We start from the raw sequence: 26,244 nt of genomic DNA, 5'->3' as shown, positions 1-26,244 counted from the left end.
AAGTCAGACTAGTGTAGGGAGCGATGTCCGGGTTTCGGGAACGAGTGGTCGCACGCCTCGTCACGGCTCACAACGGCCGGGATCCCGCAGCCCTGCGCGGTCAGGACGCCGCGGCCGACGCGCTGGCCCTGCTGCGGCAGGCCGCGCCCTCGCCAGGGGACCCGATCGGCCTCGACTCGCTCGCCGACGTGTTCTGGACCTTCTGGGGCCGCCTCCAGAGCGCCGGGGACGCCGAGGACGCCGAAGCGCAGCAGGATCTGGCCGTCGTGCTCGGTACCTTCGGCCACCTGTGCCCGCGTCTGCCTGACGACGCCGGTCTCCCCGAGGCCCTGAGGAGAGGCTTCGACCCCGCCGATCCGTCCCACGAGGCACGGTTCGCGCACCTGATGAGCGCGGCGTACGCCGATGCCGTGGGCAGCGGGCCCCAGCGGGACAGGACCACCGCCCTCGATCGCGCGCTCGTCTGGTCGGACACGGCGTTCGAGCACGTACGGGCCGAGGACCACGCGGGATTGGTGGAGCTGACCGTCCACGCCCTCCGCCTGAACGTGACACGCTTCCAGCTCACGGCCGACCCGGACGCGCTGGCCGCCGCCGCCCGGTACGGACGCGCGGTGTGCACGCGGCTCGCCGCCGTAGGGCCCGGCTTCTTCGACCCCGCCGTGGCCAGGGCGGCCGCCGAGCCCGCCCTGCGCACGCTGGTGGACGCCGCGCGGATGCTCGGCACGCCCCGGCTCGCCCTGGTCGAACGGCTGGTCGCGGCCGCACCCGACGGCGCGCTCACCCCGGAGGCCGCCGAGGGGCTGCGCTTCCTGCGCGTGCTGGACACCCGGCCCGTCACCTGGCCCGGCGAACGGGACCTGATCATCGGCGCGGCCCTCGCCGACGCGGGCATCGCCGAACACGACACGAGCCGCGTCGCCTGCGCCGTCCGACGGCTGCGCGCGGCCCTCGCCGACACCCCGGCCACACATCCCGCGCACTCCGAGGTCGCCACCGCGCTCGGCCGGGCGCTCGCGGCACTCGCGGGGGAACGCGAGGACGAGGCGGCCGCCCTGGAGGCCATGGAACTGCTGGCTTCAACCGGGTCGTTGAGCGAGGAGCACCACGACATGCTCGCCGACTACCGGGAGTTGCGGGAGCTGAGCCGGAGCGACGACCCGGGCGACCTGGAACGGACCGTCTCGCTTCAGAGGCGCGTCGCGGCGCGGCTCAGAGAGCGCGCCGCACGGGACGGCGACCCGGTCGACATCGGGCTCGAAATCATGGACCTCGCCGCCGGGTTCGAGCCCGACGACGACGCCTCCGACGCGCGGATCGCCCGCTACCGCACCGCCCTCGCCGCCCTCCCCGCCGACCGGCCGCACCGCCACGCCTACGTCGCGGTCCTGGCCGCGCTCACCGGACTGCGGGCCGAGGCCCTGCGCGGCGACGCGCCGGCCAGGGCCGGGCTGCTCACGGCGGAGTCCCGGGAACTGACCGAGGAGGCGGCGGCCGGCGCCCCGCCCGGGTTCCCGGCATCGGAGCTGCTGCGGCGGGGCAGGTTCGCGGCGGCGCTGCCCATCGCCGTCCTGTCCGTGACCACGGGGAGCGTCCCGGACGAGGAGACGCGCGCGATGGTGGAGCGGCTGGCCCGCATGGACGATGTCCGCCTGGACGGTCCCGGGAGCCTCGACGCCGACATCGAGATCATCCGCGAACTCCTCGACGACATGGGCGAGGACGACGACACCTTGCGCCCGTACCTCTCCGCCGCGCTCGCCGCCGCCCTGTCCGCCCGCTCCGCGGACCGCGCCGACCCCGCCGCGCTCGCGGAGGTCGTCGAGCTGCTGCGCTACGCCCGCTCCCACGCCGACGACATCCCGCGTGAGTTCAACCAGATATTCGCGGACGCGCTGACGACCGTGTCGCTCGGCAGCTTCGACGCCGAAGGCGCGCGTGAGGCGGCGGCTCTGCTCGCCTCGGCGCCGGACGCACCCGCCATGCCGGCGGCCGATACGGAACCCGCGCCCGGCCATCCGGGGCTGTCCGGCACCGACAGGGAACTGCTGGCCGCCCGCACCGAGCTGCACAACGCCCTCCAGAACTACCTGTTCGGCCACGAGCCCGCCCAGTTGGAACGCGCCAGGGAGATCGCCCACCGCATGCGGGACGTCATACGTGCCGCGCCCACAGGGCACGGCGTGCCCTGGTACGACCTGATGGGCGACGCCTACGTGGACTTCGTGGAGATCGTGGGTCCGGGCGGCGGCCCGCGCCAGGACCTCAGCGACGCCATGGTCGACCAGTGCCGGGCGACCTTCGCGAAGTGCCCCACCGGACACCCGATGCGGTCGATGATCGCGATGACCCTCGCGCGGGCGCTCGCGCAGCGCGCGTTCGTGCTCCGCGCCACCGAACCGGAGCGGGCGGAGGCCCTGCTGGCCGAGGCGGACGCGCTGAGCCGTGTCCTTTCGGCGGAGACGCCGGAGGGGGCCCCGGCGGACGAGGGGGCCACGATGCGGATGTTCCTCGACATCATCGCCCGGGGCCGCCTCCCGGAGCTGCCCACCGATACGGGCGCCCCGCGCTCCTGGGGCACCCCGGGCCACTTCCTCGCCCCCTTCCTGACGGCTGTCCGGGCCCAGCGCGACGGCACGGCCGACGCCGGTGCGTGGCGCGACCCGGAGATCCCGGTGTGGATGCGGGCCCACGGCGCGATCGGCGCCGCGGCGGGGGCGCTGAGCGGGGCACAGCCCCGGGTCGACCTGGCCCTGGCACATCTCGAAGCGGGCGTCGAGGCCATGACCGGCCTCACCGACCGGGGCAGCGACCAGACGTCCGCCGAGCACGGCCTGTCGACGTTCGAGGGCGACATCAGGACGATCATCGAGCTGGTCCTCGCCCATGTCGTCGGCCGCGAACTCGCGGCCCGGATTCCCGCCCGGCTGAAGGCACTTGAGCAGGCGGTGCACGCGGCCGAGGCGGGGGAGATCCCGCCCGAACCCGTCCCCCTGGAGACCACGGTGGCGGGCCCCGACGTCGACCGCGCCATGGAACTCCTGGAGCGCGGCCGCGGACTGCTGCTGGCCCGGCGGATCGAGGCCCGCGCCGACATCGGCGACCTGCGCTCCGCACACCCCGAACTGGCCGACGAGTTCGAGCGGCTGACCGAGCGACTCGACGCGGAACCCGAGACGTCCGCCGCCGGTGGCGCCGAGTGGACCCGGCTGGCAGGCCTGCGCACCTCCCGCGAACTCGACACACTCGTACGGCGCGTCCGCACCCTGCCCGGATTCGAGAGCTTCCTGCGTCCGCTCACCGCCGGGGAGTCGCGCGCGCTCGCGGCCGACGGCCCCGTCGTGGTCCTCAACCACGGCCGGCGCTTCTGCCACGCCCTCGTCATCACCCACCGGTCGATCACCGCCGTCCACCTCGAAGCCGAGGCCGACGAGATCACCGACGCGGCACGGCGACTGCGTGACGCCGTGGACGCCATCAACGCGCACGGCACGTCCCGTCCGTCCCCGCTCCAGCTCGTGGCCGCGGGCAGGACGGTCCGCGAGACGCTGGCGTGGACGTGGCACAAGATCGTACGCCCGGTGCTGGAACTGGCCGGGTCGGCGGACCCCGTGGCCCGGCACGCCGACTGGCCGCGCATCTGGTGGGTACCGACAGGGCCCTTCAGCGCCCTCCCGCTGCACGCGGCCCAGTGCACGGAGCCCGGCTGCGGCCTCGACGGCTGCGGCGCCGCACTCGACGCCGTGGTGTCGTCGTACGTACCGGGCCTGCGGACCCTGGCGTACGCCCGCGCCCGGTCCCGGCAGCGCGACACGGCCGACCACGGCAGCGCCCTGCTGGTCGCCGCGCCCGAGGACGACCTACCCGGCGTCGCGGCGGCGGCCGGGTACGCGGCCGAACTCCTGGGCGCACCTCCGCCGCTGATCGGCCCGACGGCCACTCGCGAGGCCGTGCTCGCCGCGCTGCACGACGCCTCGTGGGCCCACTTCGGCTGCCACGCGGCGACGGACCCGGCGGAACCCTCCGGCGCCCTCCTGCACCTGCCCAGCGGCGATCCGGTCTCGGTCCTGGAGATCTGCCGGGTCCGCCCGCGCTCGGCGCAGCTCGCCTTCCTGGCGGCCTGCGGCACCGCACGCACCACCGAACGCCTCACGGACGAGACCATCCACATCACGAGTTCGTTCCTGCTGGCGGGCTTTCCGACGGCGGTCGGCACGCTGTGGCAGATCGACAGCACGCACGCGGACCACATGACGCGGGACTTCTACCGCCGTACGACGGCCGCCGACAGTGTCAGCGCGGCGCACGCCCTGCACGACACGGTCCGCCAGTTGCGGCGCCGCATCCCGGACCGGCCGCACGTCTGGGCGGCGTACGTCCACGCGGGGACGTAGACCGGGCGCGTGCGGGCGGCTCGCTTCCCTACGCCGTCGCCCTCACCTCCGTGCCCAGGTCGCGTCGGGCGCGGGCCGCGGCGCCGACCGCGACGGCGTCGGAGGCCAGGGCGGCCCGGACCAGGCGGACGGGGTGGCCGCTGACCGGCGGGTCGACGGCGAGGGCTGACAGGATGGCGGGCTCCAGCAGGTGCCAGGCGCGGCTGACGCCGCCGCCGACGACCACCGTGGTGATGTCGACGACGCCCGCCGTGATGACGATCGCGTGGGCGACGCCCGCTCCCGCGGCGCGGTACACCGCGAGCGCGTCCTCGTCGCCATGGGCGGCGGCCTCGGCGACTTCACGCGCGGTGAGGCGCCGGCCGGTGCGGTCGGCGTAACGAGCCCCGATGGAGCGGCCGGAGGCCAGCGTCTCCAAGTGGCCCCGGCCGCCGCAGGAGCAGGGCAGGTCACCGAAGCCGGGTATGTGCCCGATCTCGCCGGCCGCGCCGTGCGGACCCACGAACAGGGCGCCGTTGGTCCACAGAGCGCCGCCGACGCCGGTCCCCAGGGTCATGCCGAGGACGTCTGCCTCGCCGCGTACCGCCCCGGCGCAGACTTCCCCGTGGAGGAAGGCGTTGACGTCGTTGTCCAGGAAGGCCGGGACCCCCAGGGCCTCCTCGACGGCGGCGGTGACGGCGAAGCCGGCCCAGCCGCGGAAGGAGTCGCTCGCGACCAGGATGCGGCCGTTCGCGGAGTCCACCACCCCGGCGGCGCCGATTCCCGCGCCCACCAGGCGGCCCGGGGTGCGGGCCAGCAGCGGGGCGAGTGCGCCGAGCGCGGCGCCGACCATGGCCCGGCCGCCCTCAAGCGCCGGGGTGGGGGCCTCCGCGCGGTCGAGGACGGTCAGGTCGTCCGAGCAGACCACCACCTGGGTGGTGGTGCCGCCGATGTCGATGCCGGCGATCAGCGGCCGGAGAGTGGTGGGAAGGGCCGGGTCCCGCGGGGTGCGGGGGGTCAGGAGCGGTCCGGTCACGCCTGGGCCTCCGTACGGCCGGCCGCGAGGGTGGCCAGGCGCTGGGCCCTGCGGCCCCGCTGGACCACCGGGTCGGGCACCGGCACCGCGGCCAGCAAACGCCGTGTGTAGTCGGTCTCCGGACGCAGCAGCGTCGTCCCGGTGGAGCCCTGCTCCTCGATGCGGCCCGCGCGCATCACGACGACGCGCTGCGCGAAGTGCTGCACGACGGCGAGGTCGTGGGAGACGAACAGGCAGGCGAAGCCGAGTTCGTCCTGGAGTTCGGTGATGACCTCCAGGACCGCTTCCTGCACGCTCACGTCGAGCGCGCTGGTGGGTTCGTCGGCGACCAGCAGCCTGGGTTCCAGGATCAGGGCTCGGGCCAGGCTGACCCGCTGGCGTTGTCCGCCGGAGAGTTCGCGAGGCGCGCGCCGGGCGAGTTCGCGTGACAGCCGGACCCGGTCGAGGACGGCGGCGACCTTGGCCTGCCGGTCTTTGGCGGACAGGTCGCGACGGTGCACCCGGAGGGGCTCGGCGACGCACTCGCCGACGGTCATCCGCGCGTCGAGGGAGGCCACCGGGTCCTGGAGGACGACACCGATGCCCGCCCGCAGGGCGCGGCGGGCGCGGGCGCGGGTGCGGCCGAGGTCGGCGCCGAACAGGGAGACGGTGCCGGAGGTGGGCGGGATCAGGCCGAGCGCGACCCGGGCGGCGGTGGACTTGCCGGAGCCTGACTCGCCGACCAGGCCCAGCGTCTCCGCCGGCCCGACCGGGAACGACACTCCGTCGAGGGCGCGTACGGCGGCCTTGCCGCGGCCGAACACCACGTCGATGTCACGCAGTTCGACCACCGGTTCGCCCGCGGGGCCGCCGGGCCCGGCAGGCGGGGCCGACGGCTCGGCCGCGGAACGGTCCGTCCGGGCCGGTACGGACGCGGCCGGGCGGCTGGTGCCGTCCGCGGCCTCGGTGACGGCCAGCCGGGGCACGGCGGCCAGCAGGCGGCGCGTGTAGTCGTGGGCGGGGCGCAGCAGGACGTCCTCGACCAATCCGGTCTCCACGATCTCGCCGCGGTACATGACGGCGACCCGGTCCGCGAAGTCGGCCACGACTCCCATGTTGTGGGTGACGAGCAGCACGCCGGTGCCGGTGTCGGCGGCGAGCCGGCGCAGCAGGTCGAGGATCTCGGCCTGCACGGTCACGTCGAGGGCGGTGGTCGGCTCGTCGGCGATGAGCAGGCCGGGCTCGTTGGCGATGGCCATGGCGATCACGACCCGCTGGCGCTGTCCGCCGGAGAGCTGGAACGGGTAGGTGTGGACGCGCTTCTCCGGTTCGGGGATGCCGACCCGGCGCAGCAGTTCGACGGCCTCGGCGGCGGCGTCCTTGGCGGACACCTCGCGGTGGTTGCGGATCACCTCGGTGATCTGCTTCCCGATGCGGGTGAGCGGGTCGAGTGCGGTGGCCGGCTCCTGGAACACCATGGAGACGGTCTTGCCGCGCAGCGCCGCGAGGCCGTTCTCCGAGGCGCCGACGATCTGGGTGCCCGCGATGACGGCGCTGCCGGTGGCGTGGGCGTTCCCGTCGAGCAGGCCCATCGCGGCGAGCGCGATGGTCGACTTGCCGGAGCCGGACTCGCCGACCAGGGCCAGCGTCTCGCCCGGCCGGACCTGGAGGGACACGCCCTTGACCGCGGGTACGTCGCCGGTCTCGGTGGTGAAGACGACGCCGAGGTCGTCGAGTTCGAGGATCGGGCCGGATGCCGCGGTGCGGGCGGCGGAGCCCTTGGTGGTGGCGGTCATCCGCGTCCCCTCACATCGAATGCGTCGCGGAGTCCGTCCCCGATCGCGTTGAACGCCCACACCACAAGGATGATGGCCAGGCCGGGCGGCAGGATGAGCCACCAGTAGCCGGAGTAGGCGGCGGTGAGACCGGCGGAGAGCATGCCGCCCCAGTCGGTCTGTGGCGGCCGGACTCCCATGCCCAGATAGGAGACATAGGCGACCAGCAGGATGGCGTCGGCGACCTGGAAGGTCGCGGCGACGATGATGGTGGAGACCGAGTTCGGCAGGATGTGGCGCAGGATCGCCCGGGCGTGCGTGCCGCCCGTGGCACGCAGGGTCAGGACGTAGTCGCGGTTCTTCAGGGTCAGTGTCTCGGCGCGGACCAGCCGGGAGGGCACCAGCCAGGACACCAGGCCCAGGATGACGACGAGACCGGTCAGGCCCGGCGTGGCGATGGCGGAGACCACCAGCAGGATGAACAGCGCGGGGATGGCGATGCCGGCGTCGACGACCCGCATCATCACGGCGTCGATCCAGCCGCCCGCGTAACCGGCGGCGGCGCCCCACAGCGTGCCGATGACGGTGGCGAGGACGCCCGCGGCGACGCCGACGGTCAGGGAGACCTTGCCGCCGTACATCAGCCGGCCCAGCTCGTCGTGGCCGACCGCGTCGGTGCCGAGCCAGTGCGCGCCGCTGGGGGCGAGGTTGACCTGCTGGAGCATGGTGTGGGTCTGGTCGGTGGAGTACACCAGCGGACCGGCGAAGCAGAACAGGAAGAAGAAGACCACGACGGCGAGTCCGACGACCGCCAGCTTGTTGCGCAGGAAGCGGCGGACGGCGAGCCGCGCGCCGGAGGCCTCGCGCGGCGGTGCGGCTTTCGCCCGGCCCATGTCCGGCTGGATGACGGCGCTCATGCCCGGCCTGCCTTCACTCGGGGGTCGATGATCCGCTGGACGATGTCGGCGAGCAGGGTGCCGACGACGGTGGCGACGGCGATCACCAGGACGCAGCCCAGCAGGACCGGGTAGTCGGAGGACTGCGCCGCGGTCCAGAACAGCAGCCCCATGCCGGGATAGTTGAAGAGCTGCTCGACGACCAGTGCACCGCCGAAGAGCACCGGCACGTAGTAGCCGAGCATGGCGACCACGGGCGTCAGCGAGTTGCGGAACACGTGCCGCCACAGGATGGCTCGGGCGCGGGAGCCGCCGGCCCTGGCCGTGCGGACGTAGTCCTCGGAGAGGTTCTCCAGGGTGGCCGCCCGCATGTAGCGGCTGAACACCGCGACCATGGAGGCCGCCCCGGCGACCACCGGCAGCACCAGGGCCTGCGGTTCGGAGATCACCTGTCCCAGCGTCTCGCCCTGCGGAGCCTGCGACGGGAACCAGGCCAGCCCCTGGCTGAAGACCAGCACCAGGATCAGCCCGAGGAAGTACACGGGCGTGGAGTAGGCGATGAAGCTCAGCGTGGTGATGACGTAGTCCACCGGCTTGTTGCGGCGCACGGCCTGCCACATGCCCATCGGGATGGCGAGGACGAGGCCGACGAGAGCCGACAGCATGGTGAGGACCAGGGTCTTCGGCAGCCGCTCGGTGATGAGCTGGGAGACCGGCTCGTTGAGGGTGTACGAGGTCCCGAGGTCGCCGTGCAGCAGTTGGCCGAGGTAGTAGAAGTACTGCACGGGCAGAGGTTTGTCGAGGCCCTGTTCGTGGTTGAAGTGGGCGATCTGCTGTGCGGTGGCCTGCGGCCCGAGGATCCCGCGCGCGGGGCCTCCGGGCAGGGCGTGCAGCAGGCCGAAGACGACAATCGTCACGATGACGATCACCGCGACGGCCTGCAGGACGCGTCTGATCAGATACGAGGAAGTGCTCATGTGTTTTCCGGTCGCTTCGTCTCTGTGGTGCGCGCGGGCGTCACTGCGACGTGGGGTGTCGGCGTGGCGGGTGCCGGTGTGGCGGGGGCGCGAGGGGTGCGCGCGGGTCCCGGGGCGGCCCGTCCGGGGTGGACGGGCGGCTCCGCAGGCCCGCGCGGGCACCGACCGGGCTTACTTGGTCCACTTCCACATGGCGGGGTGGAAGTTGGCGAGGGAGTCCTGGGCGAAGCCGCCGAGGCCGTCCTTGACCACGGAGATCTGGTAGTCGGGCTCCGGCAGCCAGATGACGGGGAGATCCTTGGCGAGCGCGGCGCTGTACTTCCGCACCGCCTCGTTCGAGGAGGACGTGGTGGTTTCGGTGATCAGCTTGTCGACCTCGGCGTTGGAGTAGCTGCCGAAGTTGGAGCCACCGCCGGTGGCGAAGAGCGAGTCACCGCTCGGGTAGGCGGGGAAGTACCAGCTGCCCGCGGTGCCGAAGAACGACAGCTGCCACGCGCAGCCCGACTCGTCGGCGGTGCACTGGCCGGACTGCGACAGGACGGAGTTGACCGGGGCGGTCTTGACGCTGAACGTGATGCCGGTCTTCGCGAACGACGACTGCAGCGCGCTCATCATGTTGTCGGTCACGGTCGAGCCGGACTGGGACAGCACCTGCATCTCGAACTTGGTGCCCTTGTCGACGCCCGCGCCGCACTGGTTGTCGCCGCTGCCGGGGCTTGTGCACACCATGGTGCCGCCCTGTTCGGTCCAGCCGTGGTCGGTGAGAAGCTTCTTCGCCTTGGCCGTGTCGAACGGGTACGGGTTGGTCTTCTGCTCCGGGGAGACGAAGGACGAGTCCTGGCCCTGCGGGACCGGGCCGTAGGTGGGGACGGCCGTGCCGTTGAAGACCACCTTGGAGAGGGTGGTCTGGTCCACCGACATCTGGATCGCCTGGCGGGCGTACAACTGCTTGAACACCGGGCCCATGGCGGGGTTGTTGAAGTTGTAGGGCATGTAGGTGATCGCCCAGCCGGTCCACGGCTTCACCGAGTAGCCCTTGGCCTTGAAGGACGACTCCTGGCTCAGGTCGGTGGCGTTGATGTAGCCGTAGTCGACGGTGCCGGCGCGCAGGGCGTTCGCCTCGGCGTCGGCCGTGGTGAACGGCAGCAGATTGACGTTCTTGATGTTGGCCTTGCCACCGCCGTCGTACTTCGCGTTGGCGGTCAGCTCGACCTTGCCCGCGGTGGAGAACGACTTGATGGTGTACGGGCCGCTGACCGTCTTCCACAACGGGTCGGTCGCGTAGCCGGAGATCTTCTTGGCGGCGTTGTTGAGATACGTCCAGACCTTCTTGGCACCGGCGGGGGTGCGGTCCAGGTCGGAGACGGCGCCGGGGTCGCTGGTCTTGTCCCAGGCGTGCTGCGGCATCGGGCGGATCATGCTCAGCTCGTTGGCGAGCATCCACTCCTGGTTGTACGCCTTGTCGAAAGTGATCGTGAAGTGCGTGTCGTCGGTCGTCTTGAAGGAGGTCCAGTTGTCCGGCGCCTTGCCCGGGCTGAAGCTCGCCCAGTCCTCCTTGTTGGCCTTGACCAGGCGGAACCAGAACTCCACGTCGCGCGAGGTGACCGGCTTGCCGTCGCTCCAGTGACGATCGCCGAGGGTGATCGTCACGCTCTTGCTGTCCGCGGCGAACTTCGCGTCGGTGGCCAGCGAGTTGTCCTTGTTCCATCCGACCTTGCCGGTGGAGCCGTCGTACGCGATCAGCGGCTCCCAGACGGCCTGGGATATGGAGGAGTTGTTGGTGTTCAGGTGCGAGGCGGTGCCGACCGGGAGGATCCAGTTCGGCGTGAAGTTCGCCGGGAGGGCGTAGTTGATGGTGTCCGACGACGCCGAGCCGGAGGACGACGAGGTGCCGCCGCCGGAACAGCCGGTGAGCAGCGCGCCGGTGGTGACGGCGGCACCCGCGACGAGGGCCCAGCGGCGGCCTGCGGCCTTGTAAGCAAGGGACATTACTCTCCTCAGAGTGAAAGGACCCGCATACGTCCCGGGAGACCGGGTCGGCGCCGCGGGGTCGGCGCTGTGTACGGCGACAGTCAACGACGGCCGTGCCGAACAAACAAACAAGAATTAGTAAAAAGTAAGTTTCTGTGATCTCGATAAGGTCACATCCATCCGCTCCAGATGCCTCGGGAGGTATCTATGTGTCAATTTGGGGCGATTTGAGTCGTGTCGACGCTCTCTGCTTTCTTCGTAAAGTTGTTCCTCGCCCGCCTGGACGGGGCGTACTGTCTCCGTCACACACACCGTTGCGGAAGTTACTTCGTACATGACTGAAATAAGTGCACGGGACAAGACCACCAAGGGCGTGTCCCAGAAGGGCACGACCACGCTCGCCGTGCGGGTCCTCGAACTCGTCGCCTCGGGCCAGGCGTCGTCCCGCGCCGAACTCGCGGAACTCCTCGGCACGGCCGCCTCCACCATCTCCCTCACCGTGGCTCAGCTGGTCGAGCGAGGGCTCATAGCCGAGGAGGGCACCCAGTCCTCCACCGGCGGCCGTCCCCGCAGGGTCCTCAGGGCGGGCAGCAACGACGAGTACGCCGTCGCCGCCGATGTCGGCGGCCGCCATGCCCGGATCGGTGTGGTGCTCCCGGGCGGCGGTGTCCGTGACGTCGCCAACGTCCCGTTCGAGGTCGCCGACGGTCCCGAGGCCGCCCTGCCGAGGCTCGTCGAGCACCTGGAGTCCCTGGCCGAGCAGCGTGGACGCGACCGGCTCCGGGGCGTCGGGCTCTCGCTGCCCGGTCCGGTGGACGTCAACTCCGGCGCCGTCGTCATGCCGTCCCGGATGCTGGGCTGGAACCGCTTCCCGGTCGCCGCTTGGCTGGAGGAGCGCTTCGGGGTCCCGGTCGCCGTCGACAACGACGCCAACTGCATGGTGGTCGGCGAGCAGAGTGTCAGGCCCGCCGAGCACCGGCAGTCGATCATGGTGAAGATCGGCTCGGCGATCGGTGCCGGTGTCATAGCCGACGGTCGCCTCTACCGGGGCGCCACCGGAGCCGCCGGCGACATCACCCACATCCGCATCGACGGCGGCGCCGACATCCCCTGCTCCTGTGGCAACACCGGCTGCCTGGAGACGGTGGCGTCCGGCGCCGCGCTCGTCCGCATCCTGCGCGAACGCGGTCTCGACGTCGCCAGCACCGAGGACGTGGTACGACTCGCCACCGACGCCGACCCGGAAGCCACCCGCGCCGTCCGCAGGGCCGGCGACCACCTCGGCCAGGTGCTCGCCGCGAACGTCAACTTCTTCAACCCGGACGCCGTCTACCTCGGCGGCATCCTCTCCACCCTCGAACCGTTCGTCGCCGCGGTGCGCAGCAAGCTCTACGAGAGCTGCCACCCGCTGGTGACCGAACAGCTCACCATCGAGCGGGCCAGTCTCGGCGCCGACGCCGGCCTGGTCGGCGCCGGACTCTTCGCCCTGCAGCGCGCCCTGACCCGCGCCCTCGGCGACATCGGCCGCGCCGCACCCGGCGACGACCGGCACCACACCGCCACGAGCCGAGGAAGGACCTGACGCCACTGCGAAAAGCCTCGCAACCCCGGAAATTACTCCGTGCCCACGGCGACTACCCGCCCGCGAGCCGCGGTCCTTACGCAGGCTCCCTGGCGGGCCACCGATTCCGGGCCCCCGAGCCCCGAGCCAAGGAGGCCTTGTCCGGGGGCCACACCCCAAGTCCCCGCACCCGCCCGGAGACCGAAGTCCGCGGTACGCCCCCGTGGCGGACCGCGGAGCCGGCCTCACGCACCACACCCCGTCCGAGGAGCTATGTCGCACACCCGCACCCCCGCCGCCCGCCCGGTCATCGCCGTCGCCGGGCTCGGCATCGAGTCCTCCACCTTCTCCCCGGCCCGCACCGAAGCCCCCGCCTTCCACCCCGCGCGCGGCGCCGAGATCTTCGACCGGTACCCCTTCCTCGCCCCCGGCGAGGAACTGCGTGAGGCCGCCGAATGGCACGGCGCTCTGGTCGGCAAGTCGCTGCCCGGCGGTACCGTCACCGCCGCCGCCTGGACCGGGCTCACCGACGAGCTCATCGAGCGCCTCGCCGCGCTGCCCCGGTTGGACGGCCTCTGGTACGACATCCACGGCGCCATGACCGTGGAGGGGATCGACGACGCCGAGGCCGTGCTGCTGGAGCGGATCCGTGCCACCGTCGGCCCCGACGTGATCGTCTCCACCTCGATGGACCTGCACGGCAACGTCTCCCGCGAACTCGTGCACCGCAGCGACCTGATCACCTGCTACCGGATGGCCCCGCATGAGGACCACATGGAGACCAAGGAGCGTGCCGTCCGCAACCTGGTCGACCTGCTGGCGTCCGGTGCCCCCCGCCCGGTCAAGGCGTGGGTGCCGGTCCCGGTGCTGCTGGCCGGCGAGCAGACCTCCACCCGGATCGAACCCGCGAAGAGCGTGTACGCGGCGGTCGATGAGGTCGAGGCCGCCGACGGCGTGACGGACGCCGCCATCTGGGTCGGCTACGCCTGGGCCGACGAACCCCGCAACCGCGCCGTCGTGGTCGTCACCGGCGACGACACGGCGGCGGTCTCGGCCGGGGCCGAACGACTCGCCCGGGGCTTCTGGAACGCCCGCCACGACTTCGACTTCGTCGCCCGGACCGGCACCTACGACGAACTCCTCGACGAGGCCCTCGCCTCCGACCAGCGGCCGTACTTCATCAGCGACACCGGCGACAACCCCACCGCGGGCGGCGCCGGTGACGTCACCTGGGGCCTCACCCGGCTGCTTGAGCGCCCTGAATTCCAGAAAGAGGACGGGCCGACCGTCATCTACGCCTCGGTACCCGGCCCCGCCGCGATCGAGACCGCCGTCGCCGCCGGGGTCGGCGCCACCGTCACCGTCACCGCCGGCGCCGAGGTCGACGACCGGCACGCCGGTCCCGTCACCCTCACCGGCGTGGTCCACGCGATCCGGCACGGCGACCGGGACGCCGAGACCGAGGCCGTCATCCGGGCCGGCAGCGTGTACGCGATCCTCACCAGGCTGCGCAAGCCGTACCACCACGAGCACGACTTCACCGACCTCGACCTCGACCCGCGCTCCGCCGGCATCGTGATCGTCAAGATCGGCTACCTGGAACCCGAGCTGTTCGACATGTCGGCCGGCTGGAAGATGGCCCTCACCCCCGGCGGTGTCGACCAGGACCTGGTGCGCCTCGGCCACCGCCGCATCCGCCGCCCGATGTTCCCCTTCGACCGCGACATGGCCGACCCGGACCTGACAGCCCGTATCATCCCGGCCTCCGACCAGCCGCTCACCGGCGACGACGAATGACCGACCACACGACACGGCCACCCGGCCTGCCCCGGACCGGCGGTTCGGGCCACCTCCCGGCACCGGTGGCGGCCGACGAGGCTGCCGGACTCGGGCGGCCCGGCCCCGCCGGACCGGTCCGCCGGCCCACACTGGAGATCGCCGTCACCGCGCCGGCCGGTGCCCGTGTCGCCCTCGACCACGGAGCCGATCGCGTCGAACTCTGCACCGGCCTGGAACTGGGCGGTCTGACCCCGTCGGCCGCCCTCGTCGAGGCGGTCGCGGCCGTGGGCCTGCCTGTTCAGGTCCTGGTCCGCTGCCGACCGGGCGACTTCGTCCACGACGCCGAGGAGATCGCCCTGATGGCCGCCGAGGTGCGGTCCGTGATCGCCTCCGGTGCCTCCGGCGTGGTCGTCGGCGCGCTCACCGCCGACGGCGGTCTCGACACCGACGCCGTCACCCGCCTCGCCGCGGCGGCTCATGACACGGGCCGCCCCGTCGAGGTGACGCTCCACCGCGCGATCGACCTGTCCACGGACCCGGTCGCCACCGCCGCGCTGTTGCCCGCCCTGGGGCTCACCCGGGTGCTGACCTCCGGCGGCGCCCCGGCCGCCGGAGAGGGGCTCGCCACGCTCGCCGCCATGGTCGGCGCCGCGCCCGGAGTGCAGGTGATGGCGGGCGGCGGAGTGCGCCCCGCCGACATCCCGGCCCTGACCGCCGCCGGTGTCGCCGCCGTTCATCTCTCCGCGAAGCGCCGCGCCGAACCCCGGCGCGGGGGTGCGTGGATCCCCCTCGGCGCCGCCGGCGCCTCCGCCGAGCAGGACACGCACTTCGTCACCGACCCGACGGTGGTCGCCGAGGCCAGGAGCATGCTGGAATCGCGGGCGTCCGGCTGACCGGCCGGGCGCTCCCTGCCGCAGCGCGCCGCTCCGGGAGTCCGCGGTCCATGTCGGAACGCGGACTCCCGGAGCGCTGGAGGGTGTGCCCGCGTCGATGCCGTGACGCGCGGCGGACACGCTGATGGAGGTCGTGAGGCTCTGCCGTCGATGACACACGCGGACGGGCTCGCGTTCACGCCGGCGCCGGCGGGGGCGGCGGTCTTCTTGCCGCCGACCGTCACGCAGGCGACGTTCCAGCGCACAACAGCAGGTCGACGAGCCTGCCGGTGAGGTGGCGATCGTTGGGCCGGCGGGTGAGCAGGGCCCGGAAGTGCAGGGGCGCGATCAGGACTTCGAGGATGAACGCCGGGTCGGTGCCCTCGGGGAGTTCTCCGCGGCTGACGGCTCGGTCGATCATGATCCTGGCCAGGGTGAACCGTGACGTCCAGAACTCCTCGCGGCTTTCGGCCAGGGCCTGACCGTCGGCCGCGGCCGACATGGAGCGGGCGAGGGCCTTGCCGAACGGGGTGTCCAGATAGGCGGCCAGCGAGTCCGCGAAGGCGATGAGGTCCTCACGCAGGGATCCGGTGTCGGGGATGGGGATCTGTTCCTGGCTGTACGCCAGGAGCGCGTCGATGACGAGGTGTTCGCGTGTGCCCCACCGCCGGTAGATCGAGGTTTCGTGGACGCCGGACCGACGGGCGATCTCGGGAACTCCGACCGCGTCCGGCCCGTGCTCGGCCATGGCCTGCTGGGTCGCGTCCAGGACGGCCTGGCGGACCCGCGCGGATCGGCCGCCGGTCCTGCGGCGGACGTACTCGTCACTCACCCTCGTACCCTATCGCAGGAAAGTTGCGTTACTGGTTGGACGAGGGCTGCCTTCCCGATTAACGCAGTACTTCTGCGTTAGTGACGGTCGAAGGAAGGCGCGATGTCGTACCAGTGGCCGCTGGAGGCGAAGGATCTGTTCGCCGAGCGGTACCCACAGATGGTCAATGCCGGCCTGCCTGCCCCGGACGTGGACGCGGTGCGCGCCGCGACCACCGACATGTGGGCGGACGAGCCCGGCGGGTGGGTGCACCAGTGGTCGGCGCTCGCGGCGCGGTACGCCTCGGCCGGATCGCATGATCTTGCAGCGCTCGCCTACGGATGGGCGCGGTTCCCGACCTTGGCCGATGGGGCCAAGCGGGCTGCTCTGGCCCGCCAGACCGAGGAGTACCTGCTCGCGGCGCCCGGGTTCGCACTGCCCTTTCGCAGGGACGTTCTGGACCTGCCCCACCGGGGCGGCCTCACGCGGGTGCCGGTGCACGTCCTCACTCCGCCCGCTGTCGCCGAAAAGGGGCCGGTGCTGCTGGTCAGCGGCGGTGTCGACAGCTGGAAGATGGATGTGCACGGCCTGCTGACGGCTCTCTGCGCGCACACCGGCCTGCTGACGGCTCTGTGCGCGCACACCGGCCTGCCGGTCGTCGCCTTCGACATCCCCGGGACCGGCGACTCGCAGGTGCCGATGAGCCCGGACGGTGCGGAGATCATCCGCGGCCTGTTCGGGCACGCCCGAACCCTGGGCAACGGCATTGTCGCGCACGTGGGCATCTCGATGGGCGGCCACTGCTCCGCCCGCTCCGGACTGGCCGGTGAGGCGGATGCGGCCATCGTGCTGGGCGGACCGGTCGAAGCGGCGTTCGACGGCGGCCGCCTCGCCCGTTTCGGGATGGACGGCATCGTCGGCAACGCCCTGGGCTTCGACCGGCAGCCCAGCCCCGACGACCTGTTCGCGGCGCTGGCGGCCTTCTCGCTGCGGCCGCTCCTGGACCAGGAAGGCTAGGCACCGATGCTCGTCGTCAACGGCGCCGACGACGTCCACGTTCCGCAAGAAGACACCCTGGTGTTCGAAGGGCGCCGCGCTACGGAGGTCCACCTGCTGCCCGACACCGGGCACTGCGCGGTCACCAGACTCCCCGAAGTCCTGGAGATCATCTCCGAGTGGCTTCCGCGCACCCTGTCCACCCTCCAGGCGGGCCCCGGCGCCGTGGAGCCGGCGACATAGCGGAGCCGAGATCCTGGACGACTCCGCCGCCACGTACCCACGATGGGGCGTGGGACGCCACGGATGGCACGGTGTGCACCAGCTGCCGAGGCTCATGCTCAACCCGGCCGGTCCACCACGACGCTGGGCGAGCGGCGACCGGCGAGCGGCGAGCGGGGTACGCGCGCGGTGGCCGGGCCCTGTCAACGCAGCCCGAGCCACCGATGCGATGTCCGCAGGATGGATCGTGGGGAGGCCGACGTCCGCATAGGGCACGCGGCGGTGACATGCGTGCGTCGTTGAGGGAGGCCGCGAAGAGGCCGAAGCCCGACAAAGCCCCGGAGCCCTGCTGGTCGCCCAAGCCGTTCTTCTCCCTCTTCAACCCGCCTTTGCCGCAGAGCACTTGGCTCACGCGCGCCGATCGGCCGCCGGCTGCGGAGTTCAGGTCGAGAACGAGGGGGCGGGGATTCGGCCCGATGGCTGCGCCATCACAAGGCCGGACGCCTGGGTGGGCCGTTGACCCGTCTGCTCGTCGCGGGCGCCGTCCCCGGCATGGTGATCGGAGCAGTGATCCAGGTCTTCGGCGTTCCGGGCCGCTTGTCTTCCGCCTCTTCACCGCCGTCCTGTTACTCCCGCCGGGGCTGCGGCTGCGGCCACGACTGCGGGCAAAAGGTGAAGCGCCAAAGCCGGCGCCGCCACTCGGGGCTGCTTGTAGACGCATCGTCAAGACGTGTGGACTCTCGGCCAACGACGTGCCGTCGGCGCCACGGCAGTATCGACCCCGTCAACACCACCAGCCTCAGGGAAGCACCCGAGGCCCAACGGGGAGAAAACATGAACGTGAAACGAGCACGACGGATCAGCACGCGAGTTACCCGGATGGTCGCAGGGTCGACAGCCGCACTCACCGCTGTCGTCGGTTTGAGTCTGGCGACCGCCGGCCCCGCCGCGGCTGCGGAGAGCGGCAGCTGGCGACCCTACGGGAACACGAACCCGATCACTTCCAGCACCAGCCTCTGGCGTTGCGCCCGTACGATCCACATCGAGACCGATGTGCTCGCTCAGGTCTGCGCGGTCAGGGCGTCGAACGGGAACGGGAACGGCGTACAGGGGGCGGTGATCGTGCGCAACGAACGATCCAGTTCCTACCGTGCGACAGCGGCCATGGACCTGGCGAACTCCAGCGGTTACCTGAACGAGTGGACATGCTCGTCATCGGGGGTGGGCGCGAAGTCCTGGTCGGTGTGCTTCGGACGGACCATCACCCACGCTGCCCCGGTGAACTCGGCAGGGGCGATCAACGGCGTTTCTCTCGGCATTTCACCGAGCGTCTGAACCGGAGTCTGTCGAGGTGGCGTGAGCCCTGCGGGGTTTCCCACCTCCGTCATGCCCGTTGACGGTAGGAATCGGGAGACTCCAGAACGACGGAACGCCCCGCGTTGTCGGGGTGCCGGTCAGAACGCCGTCACCAGCCGCATGTAGCTGTCCGGGGATGATCCGTACCACTGACAACGGTACGGATCATCCCCAGAGGCCAGGTGGCCACCGGCTCGCATTCGACGCGAGGGTCTCGCATCGGATGCGACGTCAACCCCGTGACGGAGCCGGGCGATCGACGGCATGAAAGCGAGCGGAACCGCCGCCACCGCTCATTTCCGTTCCGAAACTCCGAGCGCTGCCGGTAGTCCGCCGGTAGTCAGCTGGTCTCAGGCGTCGGAGGGTGCGACCTTGGTGGTCCACGCCCCTGGGGCGTCCGGGGCTTCGACGTCGTCGTACGTCGCCCGATAAGCCTCCAGGCCGTCGGCGTAGTGCGCGCGGTCGGCGTCGGTGACGTACAGGACCTCGTACAGGACCTTCAGGTCGTCGAGCCGGATGTTCGACCCGTCACGCGTCCCCTGCCAAGCAGATGCGGCCCTTCGCCCGGACCGTGTGGATGGACTGACTGGACGGACCCGCCCGCGCACGACCTGGTGGTGCGGTGGCTGCTTGAGCCGGCGCGGACCGTGGCCTCATACCTGGACGGGGGTGCACTCCGCCGGGAACTGCACCCACCCGCCGGGCCGGAGGCCCGTTGAGCGCGGGCCCGTTCTTCGCCGGGGGGAGGAGGGGGGCGTGCCCGGCCGCTGGGGTGTCGACCGGGCACGCCGCCACGAATCAGGCGGTCATCGAGGAGGTCGAGCACATTCCCCATCATCGTCGTCGGCGAGGTCGCGGAGCGCGGTGAGCGGTCCGACCGTGGCGACAAGAAGCAGCGTCTGCCCGCGCTCGCGGGCGGTCGACGCCCACGCTCGGTGAGTTCGACGGCACCGAGGAAGAGGAAGAAGTGCCCGTGACCGGCGTCCTTCTCCGGGGGCGCGGCGGCCGCGCGTACGGCGACCCCGCTCGGCGCCAGGGGGCCGACGGCGGGGTGCTCCAGGCGCGGAGACCATCATCCTGGTGTCCGTGTCGTCCGGGGCGAGGTCGATCCCGGACAGCGGCCCCGACCCCACCCCCGCAGGTGCGGCCCGCGCCGGAGAGCACCGGCCGCAGGGCGATGATGTTCGCCACCGACCGGAACGGCCTCGCGGCGTCGGCGATACGGATCGTGTCGCCGACGGCGGCCTCGTCGAGCGGATGCTTGAACCCGGTCCGGTACAGCGACAGGACGCGGCTGGAGGTCGCCGGGTCCTCGCATGTCGGGGCGCCGGCGGTGAGTGGCGCCGCCAGGGCGTGGCGCTCCGGGCGTCGGTCTGCTTGTCCGTCGAGTGCCGGAGGCAGAGCCGGTCAGTCACGACGGGCGCTCTCGTCGCCCCCCAACTCGATGAGATCGTGGTGCTTCTCTGAGCGGGGGCGCCCCGTGCCGCCGGCCGGCACCGCTCCGGAGTCGGCCGATCATCGCGCTGACACGGCGACACGGGCTCGTCAGCACAGCTGGACTCGGGTCAGGACACAGTGTGGCGGGTCGGCGTCAGCGACGATGACGTACTCGGCAACACCGAGCGATCCGTCGCGGCCAAGCGGGCGATGATCGCGCCGAAGACCCAGCATCGCCTCGCACCACCAGCGGCGCTGGACAGCCTTCGGCGTCCTCCGGTGCCGCGGCCAGAAGCTCGCGTCAGAAGGCCCTACGCCGCTCGCCGTCCAGCACGGCCGCGATGCCGTCGGCGGTGCGTGGAGCCGATCCACCCGCACGAGCCGGACCGCGGATGATCGCTCCGTCGGGGCGTTCGTGAGCGGGCTGGGCCGCTGCACGATCCGCAGGATGCCGCGAACACACGGGAGTGAGAAGCTGGAAAGCGTGGGCCGAAGTGCAGGCTCGGGTCGCAATGGCGGCCACGGTGTGGATTCGTCGAGGTGACACGGTCGCTCTGTCCTCGGAATCAACCCGCGTGGAGGAATGTGCGATGACGAAGATACGCGACGACCTTCTTCTCGCGCAGTCCGCCGTCAGATCCCGGATCAACTCGCCTGCGGACAAGGTTGATATCGTCAAGTGGCTGCTGAGCATTCCGGACGCGGAGTACCGGCGCTGCGCCCCCGGCGACAACCTCCGGATGGTGACGGACTGGAATTCACCAACGAGGTGACCGTGCATCCCACCGACGAATTCCTGGGATTCCTGGAGAGGGCCGGTCTCACTTTCGATCAGGCGTCCGAGGCCCACAAGGTCGCCTCAACAGCGCGCAACAGGCTGGAAATCCCCGACTTCGCCAAGAGCATCGAGAACGCGGCTCTCACGGCCGCATAAAAGGAAGGAACTTGGCCGCAGGGGTGGGCCGGGCTCCATTTTCCGGTGTCCCGCGTAGGGACGCCAAGCGACCGTCGGCCTCTCCCTCTTCGTTCGCAATGTGATGGGACTGAGGAACGGTGACCCCCGACACGACAACCTACCCTCCAGATCAGACAGCTCTGCTGATCATCGACCCCTACAACGACTTCCTGTCGGAGGGCGGGAAGCTCTGGCCTCAGGCCAAGGAGGTGGCAGAAGGCGTAGACCTGCTCGACCACATGCGCACCATGCTCGCCATGGCCCGCGAACGGGGCTTCCGCGTCTTCATCGTGCCGCACCACCAGACGGAGCCGGGCGACTACCTCGGCTGGGACCATCTGTCGCCGACCCAGCAGCGTGTCGTCAAGGGACAGACCTTCGCGAAGGGAAGCTGGGGCGCCCAGTGGCACCCGGACTTCCAGCCCCGCGAGGACGAGCTGATCATGCACCAGCACTGGTCCTCCAGCGGATTCGCCAACACCGATCTTGACCTGATGCTCAAGCAGCACCACATCCGGAAGATCGTGATCATCGGGATGAAGTCGAACACCTGTGTGGACACCACGGCGCGCTTCGGGCAGGAGCTCGGCTTCCACGTCACCTTGATCAGGGACGCCATCGGCTCCTTCAGCTGGGACGAGATGAAGGCGACGTTCGAGGTGAACGCGCCGCAGTACGCCCACGCCATCCTCACCACGGATGAGTTCGTCAAGGCTGTTGGCGCGCAGCCGCACGCAGTGGCTACGTGACACAGGCACGCGGCCGGCCGGTCCCGGGGTGGACAGCGACGGCTGGACGTGACCGGACAGTTGCCGCGCGACGCTGCCCGCGATGTCCGGCGGGTGGTTCGTGCGGCGGAAGAGCTGCCGTGTCGTCCGGCTCGGGGATGCCCGGGGCCCGGGGCAGCGTGCCGGCGGGGGACCTGAACGTCGGCGTGGAGTTCCCTGCCGCCGTGCGAGAGGGGAGACGCAGGTCACTTTCGTTCGTGTCACAACGGGCGGGAGCTGTCCCGTCCAAGAGGCATGACCACCAACAACGACGGGGTAAAGGAGTGCACCATGGAAGCCCGGTTCCATGGAGTCCGCGGCCACGGGGGTCCAGGGGCCTCACCGTACGAACCAGCGCCGCGCCCCTCTCGCGAGAGGAGAAGGCGATGATCGAGACGGTGTTCCGGACCGAGGGAGTGCCCGCAGCGGAGCGATTCGGTTACTGGCGTGAGTGCATGACCCGGCTGCTATGTCCCATGGACATGAACAGCGACTACGACTCCACATTCCGCGCGGAGACGAGACTCCTCCAACTCGGTTCGCTCTCGATCTGGCCGGGAGGTATGCGGCGGCCGATGCGCTGTCGGCGGACTCCCAAGCTGATCCGGCAGTCCGATCCGGAGAACTATCACCTTTCCCTACCGATGAATGGTTCGATGGCCATCTCACAAGCCGGGCGCGAAGCCGTACACGGCGCCAACGAGATGTACGTCGTTGACACCTCACAACCCTATGAATGCCGTGTATTCGGCGGGCCCCTTCGCGGCGTGGGGCTCGAAGTGCCCAAGACGCTCGTGCCCTTACCCGCGCACGCCGTCGGCCGACTGCTGACCCGCCGGATGTCGGCACAGGAAGGGATGGGCGCACAGCTCGCCGGCTTCCTGGCCCGCCTGGCCGACGACAGTGGCTCGTACAAGCCCGCTGACGAACAGCGGCTGGAGACGATCCTGATCGATCTGTTCACCGCCACGCTGGCCCATCACCTCGATGCCGACGATGACCTGCCGCCCGAGACTCATCGCCGGACCCTGCCCCTGCGCATCCGGACGTTCATCCAGCACCATCTGCACGACCCGGGTCTCACACCCGGTGCGATCGCTGCCGCGCACAACATCTCAACCAGCTACCTGCACAGCCTCTTCCGGAACCAGGACCTCACCGTTTCGGCCTGGGTGCGTCACCAGCGCCTGGAACACGCCCGCCGCGACCTGGCCGACCGGGCCCAGCACACGGTCCCTGTCCACCGCATCGCCGCCCGCTGGGGCTTCACCCACCACGCAGCCTTCACCCGCGCCTTCACTACCGCCTATGGTCTCTCGCCCCGCGACTACCGGCACCAGGCCCACTGCGATGCGCCCTCGGATACGAGGCCAACAACGGTGCCGGCGCTGGGGACTGCGATGTAGGCGCAGCGTCAAGAAGTGTGGCCTCTAAGAACTTCTAACGAAATGATCTTCGAAGTGGTTGGATCACTCCGGAACCGCTGATCCGGGGGTGCGGGGTGGCTCGGCCGAAGCCGTGGGAAGTAGACGACGAGCTGTGGGCGGTGATCGCGCCGCTGTTGCCCAAGATTCAGCGTCGAGTCCTGCATCCGGGACGCAAGCGGCATCCAGACCGGCTGGTGTTCCAGGGCATCCTGTTCGTACTGCACACCGGGATTGCCTGGGAACATCTGCCGCAGGAACTCGGCTTCGCTTCGGGCATGACCTGCTGGCGCCGCCTGGCCGAGTGGACAGGGGGCCGGGGTATGGACCCGGCTGCACGAGGTTCTCCTTGCCAAGCTCCGCAGCGCGAACGCCCTGGACTTCTCTCGGACGGCGGTCGATGGCTCCCACGTCCGTGCGTTAAAGGGGGACCAAGACCGGACGAAGCCCCGTTGATCGGGGTAAGACGGGCAGCAAGCGTCATCTGATCACCGACGCCACCGGCATCCCGCCCCGCTTGCTGTGGCAACCGCAACGACATCACCCAGCTGAACCCGCTGTTGCAAGCGGTTCCTTCGGTACGGGGCAATCGCGGCAGGCCCCGTCGCCGCCCGGACGCGGTGCTCGGCGACCGCGGCTACGACCACGACAAATACCGCCGCCTGGTCTGGGATCTCGGAGTGAAGCCAATGATCGCTCGCCGGGGCACGGCGCACGGCTCCGGTCTGGGAGCTCAACGGTGGCTTGTCGAGCGCGCGTTCGCCCACCCGCATTCTTCCGCCGACTTCGGATTCGCTGGGAGATACACGATGACATCCACGAGGCTTTCCTCATCCTCGGCTGCACTCTGATCTGTTGGCGGCGGCTGAAATCGCTGCGGTAGCACTTGCCAGTGACGGTTGGGATCAGCGGTGCTCCAGTCCCGTGCGGTCGTTTCGGAGCGGGCTAGAGGCCAGACCTGCAAGCCCCACACCGACGAGCATGACGGCGCAGACGACAAGGATGACAGTGGCGCCCTCAAGGTCGACAAGCGCGCCAAGCACGTTGTTCATGAGTAACAGGGCCAAGCTCTGCACGAGCACGAGCACCGCTTGGATGCGCGACAAGTGGGTGTCGGGCGATGACGCGAGAACCAGGGGCGCGATGTGCGCGGAGAAGGTCCCGTTACCGACGCCAATGATCAAACCGGCGACTATGGCTCCTGTCGCGCTGGGAGAGAGCCCGAGCGCGAGGACGCCCACGCCCGCCAGGACCAGCGCGCTCGCCGCCATCAGACCGGGCCGCCCCAGCGGTCCGCGCTTCACGACCACCAGAGTGACCGCCACCATGCCCACTCCCTGCGCTCCGAACACCAGCCCGGCGGCTCCCGCGCTCCACTCCTCCTCTCGTGCGAGCAAGGGGACCAGCAGGGACAGCACGGGCAGCAGGAAACCAGCCGCTGCTCCGGTGAGCCACAGACCTGGGCGCAGCACCGGATGGGAGAAGGCCACCATTACCCCGCTCATGGCCTCCTTGAGGAGACCGGACGTCCTTGGGGCCGGAGGCACTTCGTGCTGTGGGCGGACGGCGGTCAGGACAACGAGGGTGAAGGCGAAGGTGACCGCGTTGACGACAGCCGCGCCCGCGAACCCGGCCAGGCCGACCAGCACGCCGGCCAGCGGACCGCCTCCCATGTTGATCACCTGGCCGCCGACCTGCCGCAGGGACAACGCACGAGGCAGCTGCTCCTTGGCCACCAGTCGACGGGGCATGGACCCGGAGGCCGGTAGATAGAACGCGTCGACGACGCCGACCGCAACGCCTGTTGCTATGAGCAACAAGGGCGGGGCACCGAGGGAGTAGGCTGCGGCCGCAAGAATGAGCGAGAAGATCAGCATTGCCGCATCGCCGGTGATCAGTACACGGCGTGCGCTGATGCGGTCGCTGACCGCTCCCCCGACGAGGAGAAGCAGAACGCGGGGCAGTGTGATCGCGCTCAGTGTAAGCCCAGCGATGCTCCCGCCGTACTCGCTGGCTGCCCAGCCGAGAGCGAAGTAGAAGATCGCGTTGCCGACGAGTGACACCAGGATGCCGATGAGCCACAGCACGTAGGTCCAAGGCAGCCGATCCTGGCCCTGCCTCTCGTCACACACCTCCGGGACTGGGGTGCCACAGGCTTCCACAGCCCCCTCGGCAGCCTCATCGCTGGCCGACATTGGGCACCCCCCGATTGATCCGGCTGATGACGGTGATCATGGGGCGACAGTGCCACACGGCACTGACATTGGGCCCGCTCGTCGTGGTGCCCGCCTCGGGGTGAACTGCGCAGTCCGCTGGAGCTTTACTCGCTCTGGTCAAGAATCAGGTCTATTTCGTTAGGAGTTCTAAGCCAACGACGCACTGGCGACACCACGGCACTATCGATCCCGTTACCACCACGTATCCCCGGGAGACGCCCGGGGCCCAACTACGGGGGGCCGCCCCAGCGGGCGGGGAACCCGTACGCGGCCCATCACGGCGGGGAACGCAGGTGCGTTACCGGCCCGCCTCGCGGTCAGGTAGAACGCCATCGGCCGGCAATGGCCGGCAATGGCCGGCAACGGCCGACAGCGGTCGTCGGCGGGGAGGGGGACCTTCGTGGTCAGTCCGCCCTCGGACCGGCCGATGGCGTGACCGGCGGGCCCGCCGGCCGGGGCCCCTTTTGCGGGCTCCGGCCGCGTGCCGGCGGGCACGCACGATCGTGGAATCCACCGAGACTGCCCAGCTCAGATCCCCGTCCGCGCCGAACCGGACCATCAGCACGGTGAACACCCGCGCCCAAATGCCATTGGCAGCCCACATCTGCGGCCGGTTGCAGACCCCTCGTCAGTTGCCGTAGCTCTCCGGCAGGTGCACCCACTGCACAGTGGGCCGCCGCCCGGGACCGTTTGCGCGAGCGGGCCTGCTGGACGCGGCGGGGGATCTCACGGAATCGGGGGTGGCTTTGTGTGTTGGGTTAGTGGTGTGGGGTGGTGGTGAGTTGGGTGTGGATGGTGTGGCCTCGGGTGGGGGTGAGGTCGAGGGAGGTGAGGATGGAGG

Annotated in this window: 18 protein-coding genes and 2 pseudogenes; 12 read left to right on the top strand and 8 right to left on the bottom strand. The window is 70.7% G+C overall.

Annotated elements, in window-relative coordinates; genetic code table 11:
• Positions 1-23 precede the first annotated feature (23 nt).
• Positions 24-4,394, top strand: a complete 4,371-nt coding sequence (locus ACZ7LS_RS20995) for a CHAT domain-containing protein (RefSeq protein WP_385130210.1) — start codon at positions 24-26, stop codon at positions 4,392-4,394.
• Positions 4,395-4,422: 28 nt separating this feature from the next.
• Here the strand turns inward: ACZ7LS_RS20995 and ACZ7LS_RS20990 are convergent, their stop codons facing one another.
• The 5 genes from ACZ7LS_RS20990 to ACZ7LS_RS20970 all read right to left on the bottom strand — a co-directional run bounded on the left by ACZ7LS_RS20990 (position 4,423) and on the right by ACZ7LS_RS20970 (position 11,025).
• Positions 4,423-5,343 carry an ROK family protein gene (locus tag ACZ7LS_RS20990; protein ID WP_385130548.1) on the bottom strand — a complete coding sequence of 307 codons (921 nt, stop codon included), beginning with the start codon at positions 5,341-5,343 and terminating at the stop codon, positions 4,423-4,425.
• Positions 5,344-5,405: 62 nt separating this feature from the next.
• Entirely contained in the window at positions 5,406-7,184 is a 1,779-nt protein-coding gene (locus ACZ7LS_RS20985) for a dipeptide ABC transporter ATP-binding protein (protein ID WP_385130208.1), read from the bottom strand.
• Positions 7,181-8,080, bottom strand: coding sequence for an ABC transporter permease (locus tag ACZ7LS_RS20980; RefSeq protein ID WP_382527906.1), 900 nt, complete (start codon positions 8,078-8,080; stop codon positions 7,181-7,183). Before ACZ7LS_RS20980 ends, ACZ7LS_RS20985 begins: the two co-directional genes overlap by 4 nt.
• The gene (locus tag ACZ7LS_RS20975; protein ID WP_129770042.1) at positions 8,077-9,036 is read right to left on the bottom strand and encodes an ABC transporter permease; all 960 of its coding nucleotides are present in this window, start codon (positions 9,034-9,036) and stop codon (positions 8,077-8,079) included. The genes ACZ7LS_RS20980 and ACZ7LS_RS20975 overlap by 4 nt, the downstream gene beginning before the upstream one ends.
• A 171-nt stretch (positions 9,037-9,207) precedes the next feature.
• On the bottom strand, positions 9,208-11,025 hold the full coding sequence (locus tag ACZ7LS_RS20970) for a peptide ABC transporter substrate-binding protein (RefSeq protein WP_385130206.1): 1,818 nt from the start codon (positions 11,023-11,025) through the stop codon (positions 9,208-9,210).
• 316 nt (positions 11,026-11,341) lie between these two features.
• On the opposite strand from ACZ7LS_RS20970, the gene ACZ7LS_RS20965 reads away from it, so the two are divergent.
• The 3 genes from ACZ7LS_RS20965 (at position 11,342) to ACZ7LS_RS20955 (ending at position 15,240) form a co-directional block, all read left to right on the top strand.
• Positions 11,342-12,589, top strand: a complete 1,248-nt coding sequence (locus tag ACZ7LS_RS20965; protein ID WP_385130204.1) for an ROK family transcriptional regulator — start codon at positions 11,342-11,344, stop codon at positions 12,587-12,589.
• A gap of 252 nt (positions 12,590-12,841) precedes the next feature.
• A complete protein-coding gene (locus tag ACZ7LS_RS20960) occupies positions 12,842-14,365 on the top strand; it encodes a M81 family metallopeptidase (RefSeq protein WP_385130202.1) in 1,524 nt (507 codons plus the stop codon).
• On the top strand, positions 14,362-15,240 hold the full coding sequence (locus ACZ7LS_RS20955) for a copper homeostasis protein CutC (protein ID WP_385130200.1): 879 nt from the start codon (positions 14,362-14,364) through the stop codon (positions 15,238-15,240). The genes ACZ7LS_RS20960 and ACZ7LS_RS20955 overlap by 4 nt, the downstream gene beginning before the upstream one ends.
• Before the next feature lie 220 nt (positions 15,241-15,460).
• Here the strand turns inward: ACZ7LS_RS20955 and ACZ7LS_RS20950 are convergent, their stop codons facing one another.
• Complete coding sequence (locus ACZ7LS_RS20950) at positions 15,461-16,051, bottom strand: TetR/AcrR family transcriptional regulator (protein ID WP_382667249.1); 591 nt, start codon at positions 16,049-16,051, stop codon at positions 15,461-15,463.
• Between the two features lie 102 nt (positions 16,052-16,153).
• Here ACZ7LS_RS20950 and ACZ7LS_RS20945 point away from each other — a divergent pair, with 102 nt between their 5' ends.
• Both ACZ7LS_RS20945 and ACZ7LS_RS20940 read left to right on the top strand, forming a co-directional pair.
• The gene (locus ACZ7LS_RS20945) at positions 16,154-17,047 is read left to right on the top strand and encodes an alpha/beta hydrolase (RefSeq protein WP_385137010.1); all 894 of its coding nucleotides are present in this window, start codon (positions 16,154-16,156) and stop codon (positions 17,045-17,047) included.
• Positions 17,048-17,053: 6 nt separating this feature from the next.
• Positions 17,054-17,269 carry an alpha/beta hydrolase gene (locus ACZ7LS_RS20940; protein WP_385137012.1) on the top strand — a complete coding sequence of 72 codons (216 nt, stop codon included), beginning with the start codon at positions 17,054-17,056 and terminating at the stop codon, positions 17,267-17,269.
• Between the two features lie 117 nt (positions 17,270-17,386).
• Here the strand turns inward: ACZ7LS_RS20940 and ACZ7LS_RS20935 are convergent.
• Positions 17,387-17,527, bottom strand: a pseudogene (locus ACZ7LS_RS20935) (capsule biosynthesis protein CapD); the annotation flags it as partial.
• Between the two features lie 555 nt (positions 17,528-18,082).
• On the opposite strand from ACZ7LS_RS20935, the gene ACZ7LS_RS20930 reads away from it, so the two are divergent.
• From ACZ7LS_RS20930 to ACZ7LS_RS20905, 6 genes and pseudogenes are all read left to right on the top strand, one after another.
• Positions 18,083-18,583 carry a hypothetical protein gene (locus ACZ7LS_RS20930; RefSeq protein WP_382667244.1) on the top strand — a complete coding sequence of 167 codons (501 nt, stop codon included), beginning with the start codon at positions 18,083-18,085 and terminating at the stop codon, positions 18,581-18,583.
• A gap of 2,048 nt (positions 18,584-20,631) precedes the next feature.
• Complete coding sequence (locus tag ACZ7LS_RS20925) at positions 20,632-20,814, top strand: hypothetical protein (protein WP_385137014.1); 183 nt, start codon at positions 20,632-20,634, stop codon at positions 20,812-20,814.
• Complete coding sequence (locus ACZ7LS_RS20920) at positions 20,811-20,975, top strand: hypothetical protein (RefSeq protein WP_382667238.1); 165 nt, start codon at positions 20,811-20,813, stop codon at positions 20,973-20,975. Before ACZ7LS_RS20925 ends, ACZ7LS_RS20920 begins: the two co-directional genes overlap by 4 nt.
• A gap of 119 nt (positions 20,976-21,094) precedes the next feature.
• The gene (locus tag ACZ7LS_RS20915) at positions 21,095-21,745 is read left to right on the top strand and encodes a cysteine hydrolase family protein (RefSeq protein WP_385137016.1); all 651 of its coding nucleotides are present in this window, start codon (positions 21,095-21,097) and stop codon (positions 21,743-21,745) included.
• A gap of 404 nt (positions 21,746-22,149) precedes the next feature.
• Positions 22,150-23,169, top strand: a complete 1,020-nt coding sequence (locus ACZ7LS_RS20910; RefSeq protein WP_382527937.1) for an AraC-like ligand-binding domain-containing protein — start codon at positions 22,150-22,152, stop codon at positions 23,167-23,169.
• A gap of 95 nt (positions 23,170-23,264) precedes the next feature.
• Positions 23,265-24,070 (top strand): annotated as a pseudogene (locus tag ACZ7LS_RS20905) (IS5 family transposase).
• Positions 24,071-24,092: 22 nt separating this feature from the next.
• Here ACZ7LS_RS20905 and ACZ7LS_RS20900 read toward each other — a convergent pair.
• Positions 24,093-25,382: an MFS transporter gene (locus ACZ7LS_RS20900; protein WP_385137018.1), complete on the bottom strand. Its 1,290-nt coding sequence runs from the start codon at positions 25,380-25,382 to the stop codon at positions 24,093-24,095.
• Positions 25,383-26,244 lie beyond the last annotated feature (862 nt).

Source organism: Streptomyces sp. NPDC039430 (genome assembly GCF_055639435.1).
This window is presented reverse-complemented; position numbering and strand designations above follow the sequence as displayed.

Bases quoted from the DNA above. Each gene is read 5' to 3' on its own strand.
- ACZ7LS_RS20995 (WP_385130210.1), top strand. From the start codon at position 24: ATGTCCGGGTTTCGGGAACGAGTGGTCGCACGCCTCGTCACGGCTCAC.
- ACZ7LS_RS20985 (WP_385130208.1), bottom strand. From the start codon at position 7,184: ATGACCGCCACCACCAAGGGCTCCGCCGCCCGCACCGCGGCATCCGGC.
- ACZ7LS_RS20980 (WP_382527906.1), bottom strand. From the start codon at position 8,080: ATGAGCGCCGTCATCCAGCCGGACATGGGCCGGGCGAAAGCCGCACCG.
- ACZ7LS_RS20975 (WP_129770042.1), bottom strand. From the start codon at position 9,036: ATGAGCACTTCCTCGTATCTGATCAGACGCGTCCTGCAGGCCGTCGCG.
- ACZ7LS_RS20970 (WP_385130206.1), bottom strand. From the start codon at position 11,025: ATGTCCCTTGCTTACAAGGCCGCAGGCCGCCGCTGGGCCCTCGTCGCG.
- ACZ7LS_RS20965 (WP_385130204.1), top strand. From the start codon at position 11,342: ATGACTGAAATAAGTGCACGGGACAAGACCACCAAGGGCGTGTCCCAG.
- ACZ7LS_RS20960 (WP_385130202.1), top strand. From the start codon at position 12,842: ATGTCGCACACCCGCACCCCCGCCGCCCGCCCGGTCATCGCCGTCGCC.
- ACZ7LS_RS20955 (WP_385130200.1), top strand. From the start codon at position 14,362: ATGACCGACCACACGACACGGCCACCCGGCCTGCCCCGGACCGGCGGT.
- ACZ7LS_RS20945 (WP_385137010.1), top strand. From the start codon at position 16,154: ATGTCGTACCAGTGGCCGCTGGAGGCGAAGGATCTGTTCGCCGAGCGG.
- ACZ7LS_RS20940 (WP_385137012.1), top strand. From the start codon at position 17,054: ATGCTCGTCGTCAACGGCGCCGACGACGTCCACGTTCCGCAAGAAGAC.
- ACZ7LS_RS20930 (WP_382667244.1), top strand. From the start codon at position 18,083: ATGAACGTGAAACGAGCACGACGGATCAGCACGCGAGTTACCCGGATG.
- ACZ7LS_RS20925 (WP_385137014.1), top strand. From the start codon at position 20,632: ATGACGAAGATACGCGACGACCTTCTTCTCGCGCAGTCCGCCGTCAGA.
- ACZ7LS_RS20910 (WP_382527937.1), top strand. From the start codon at position 22,150: ATGATCGAGACGGTGTTCCGGACCGAGGGAGTGCCCGCAGCGGAGCGA.
- ACZ7LS_RS20900 (WP_385137018.1), bottom strand. From the start codon at position 25,382: ATGTCGGCCAGCGATGAGGCTGCCGAGGGGGCTGTGGAAGCCTGTGGC.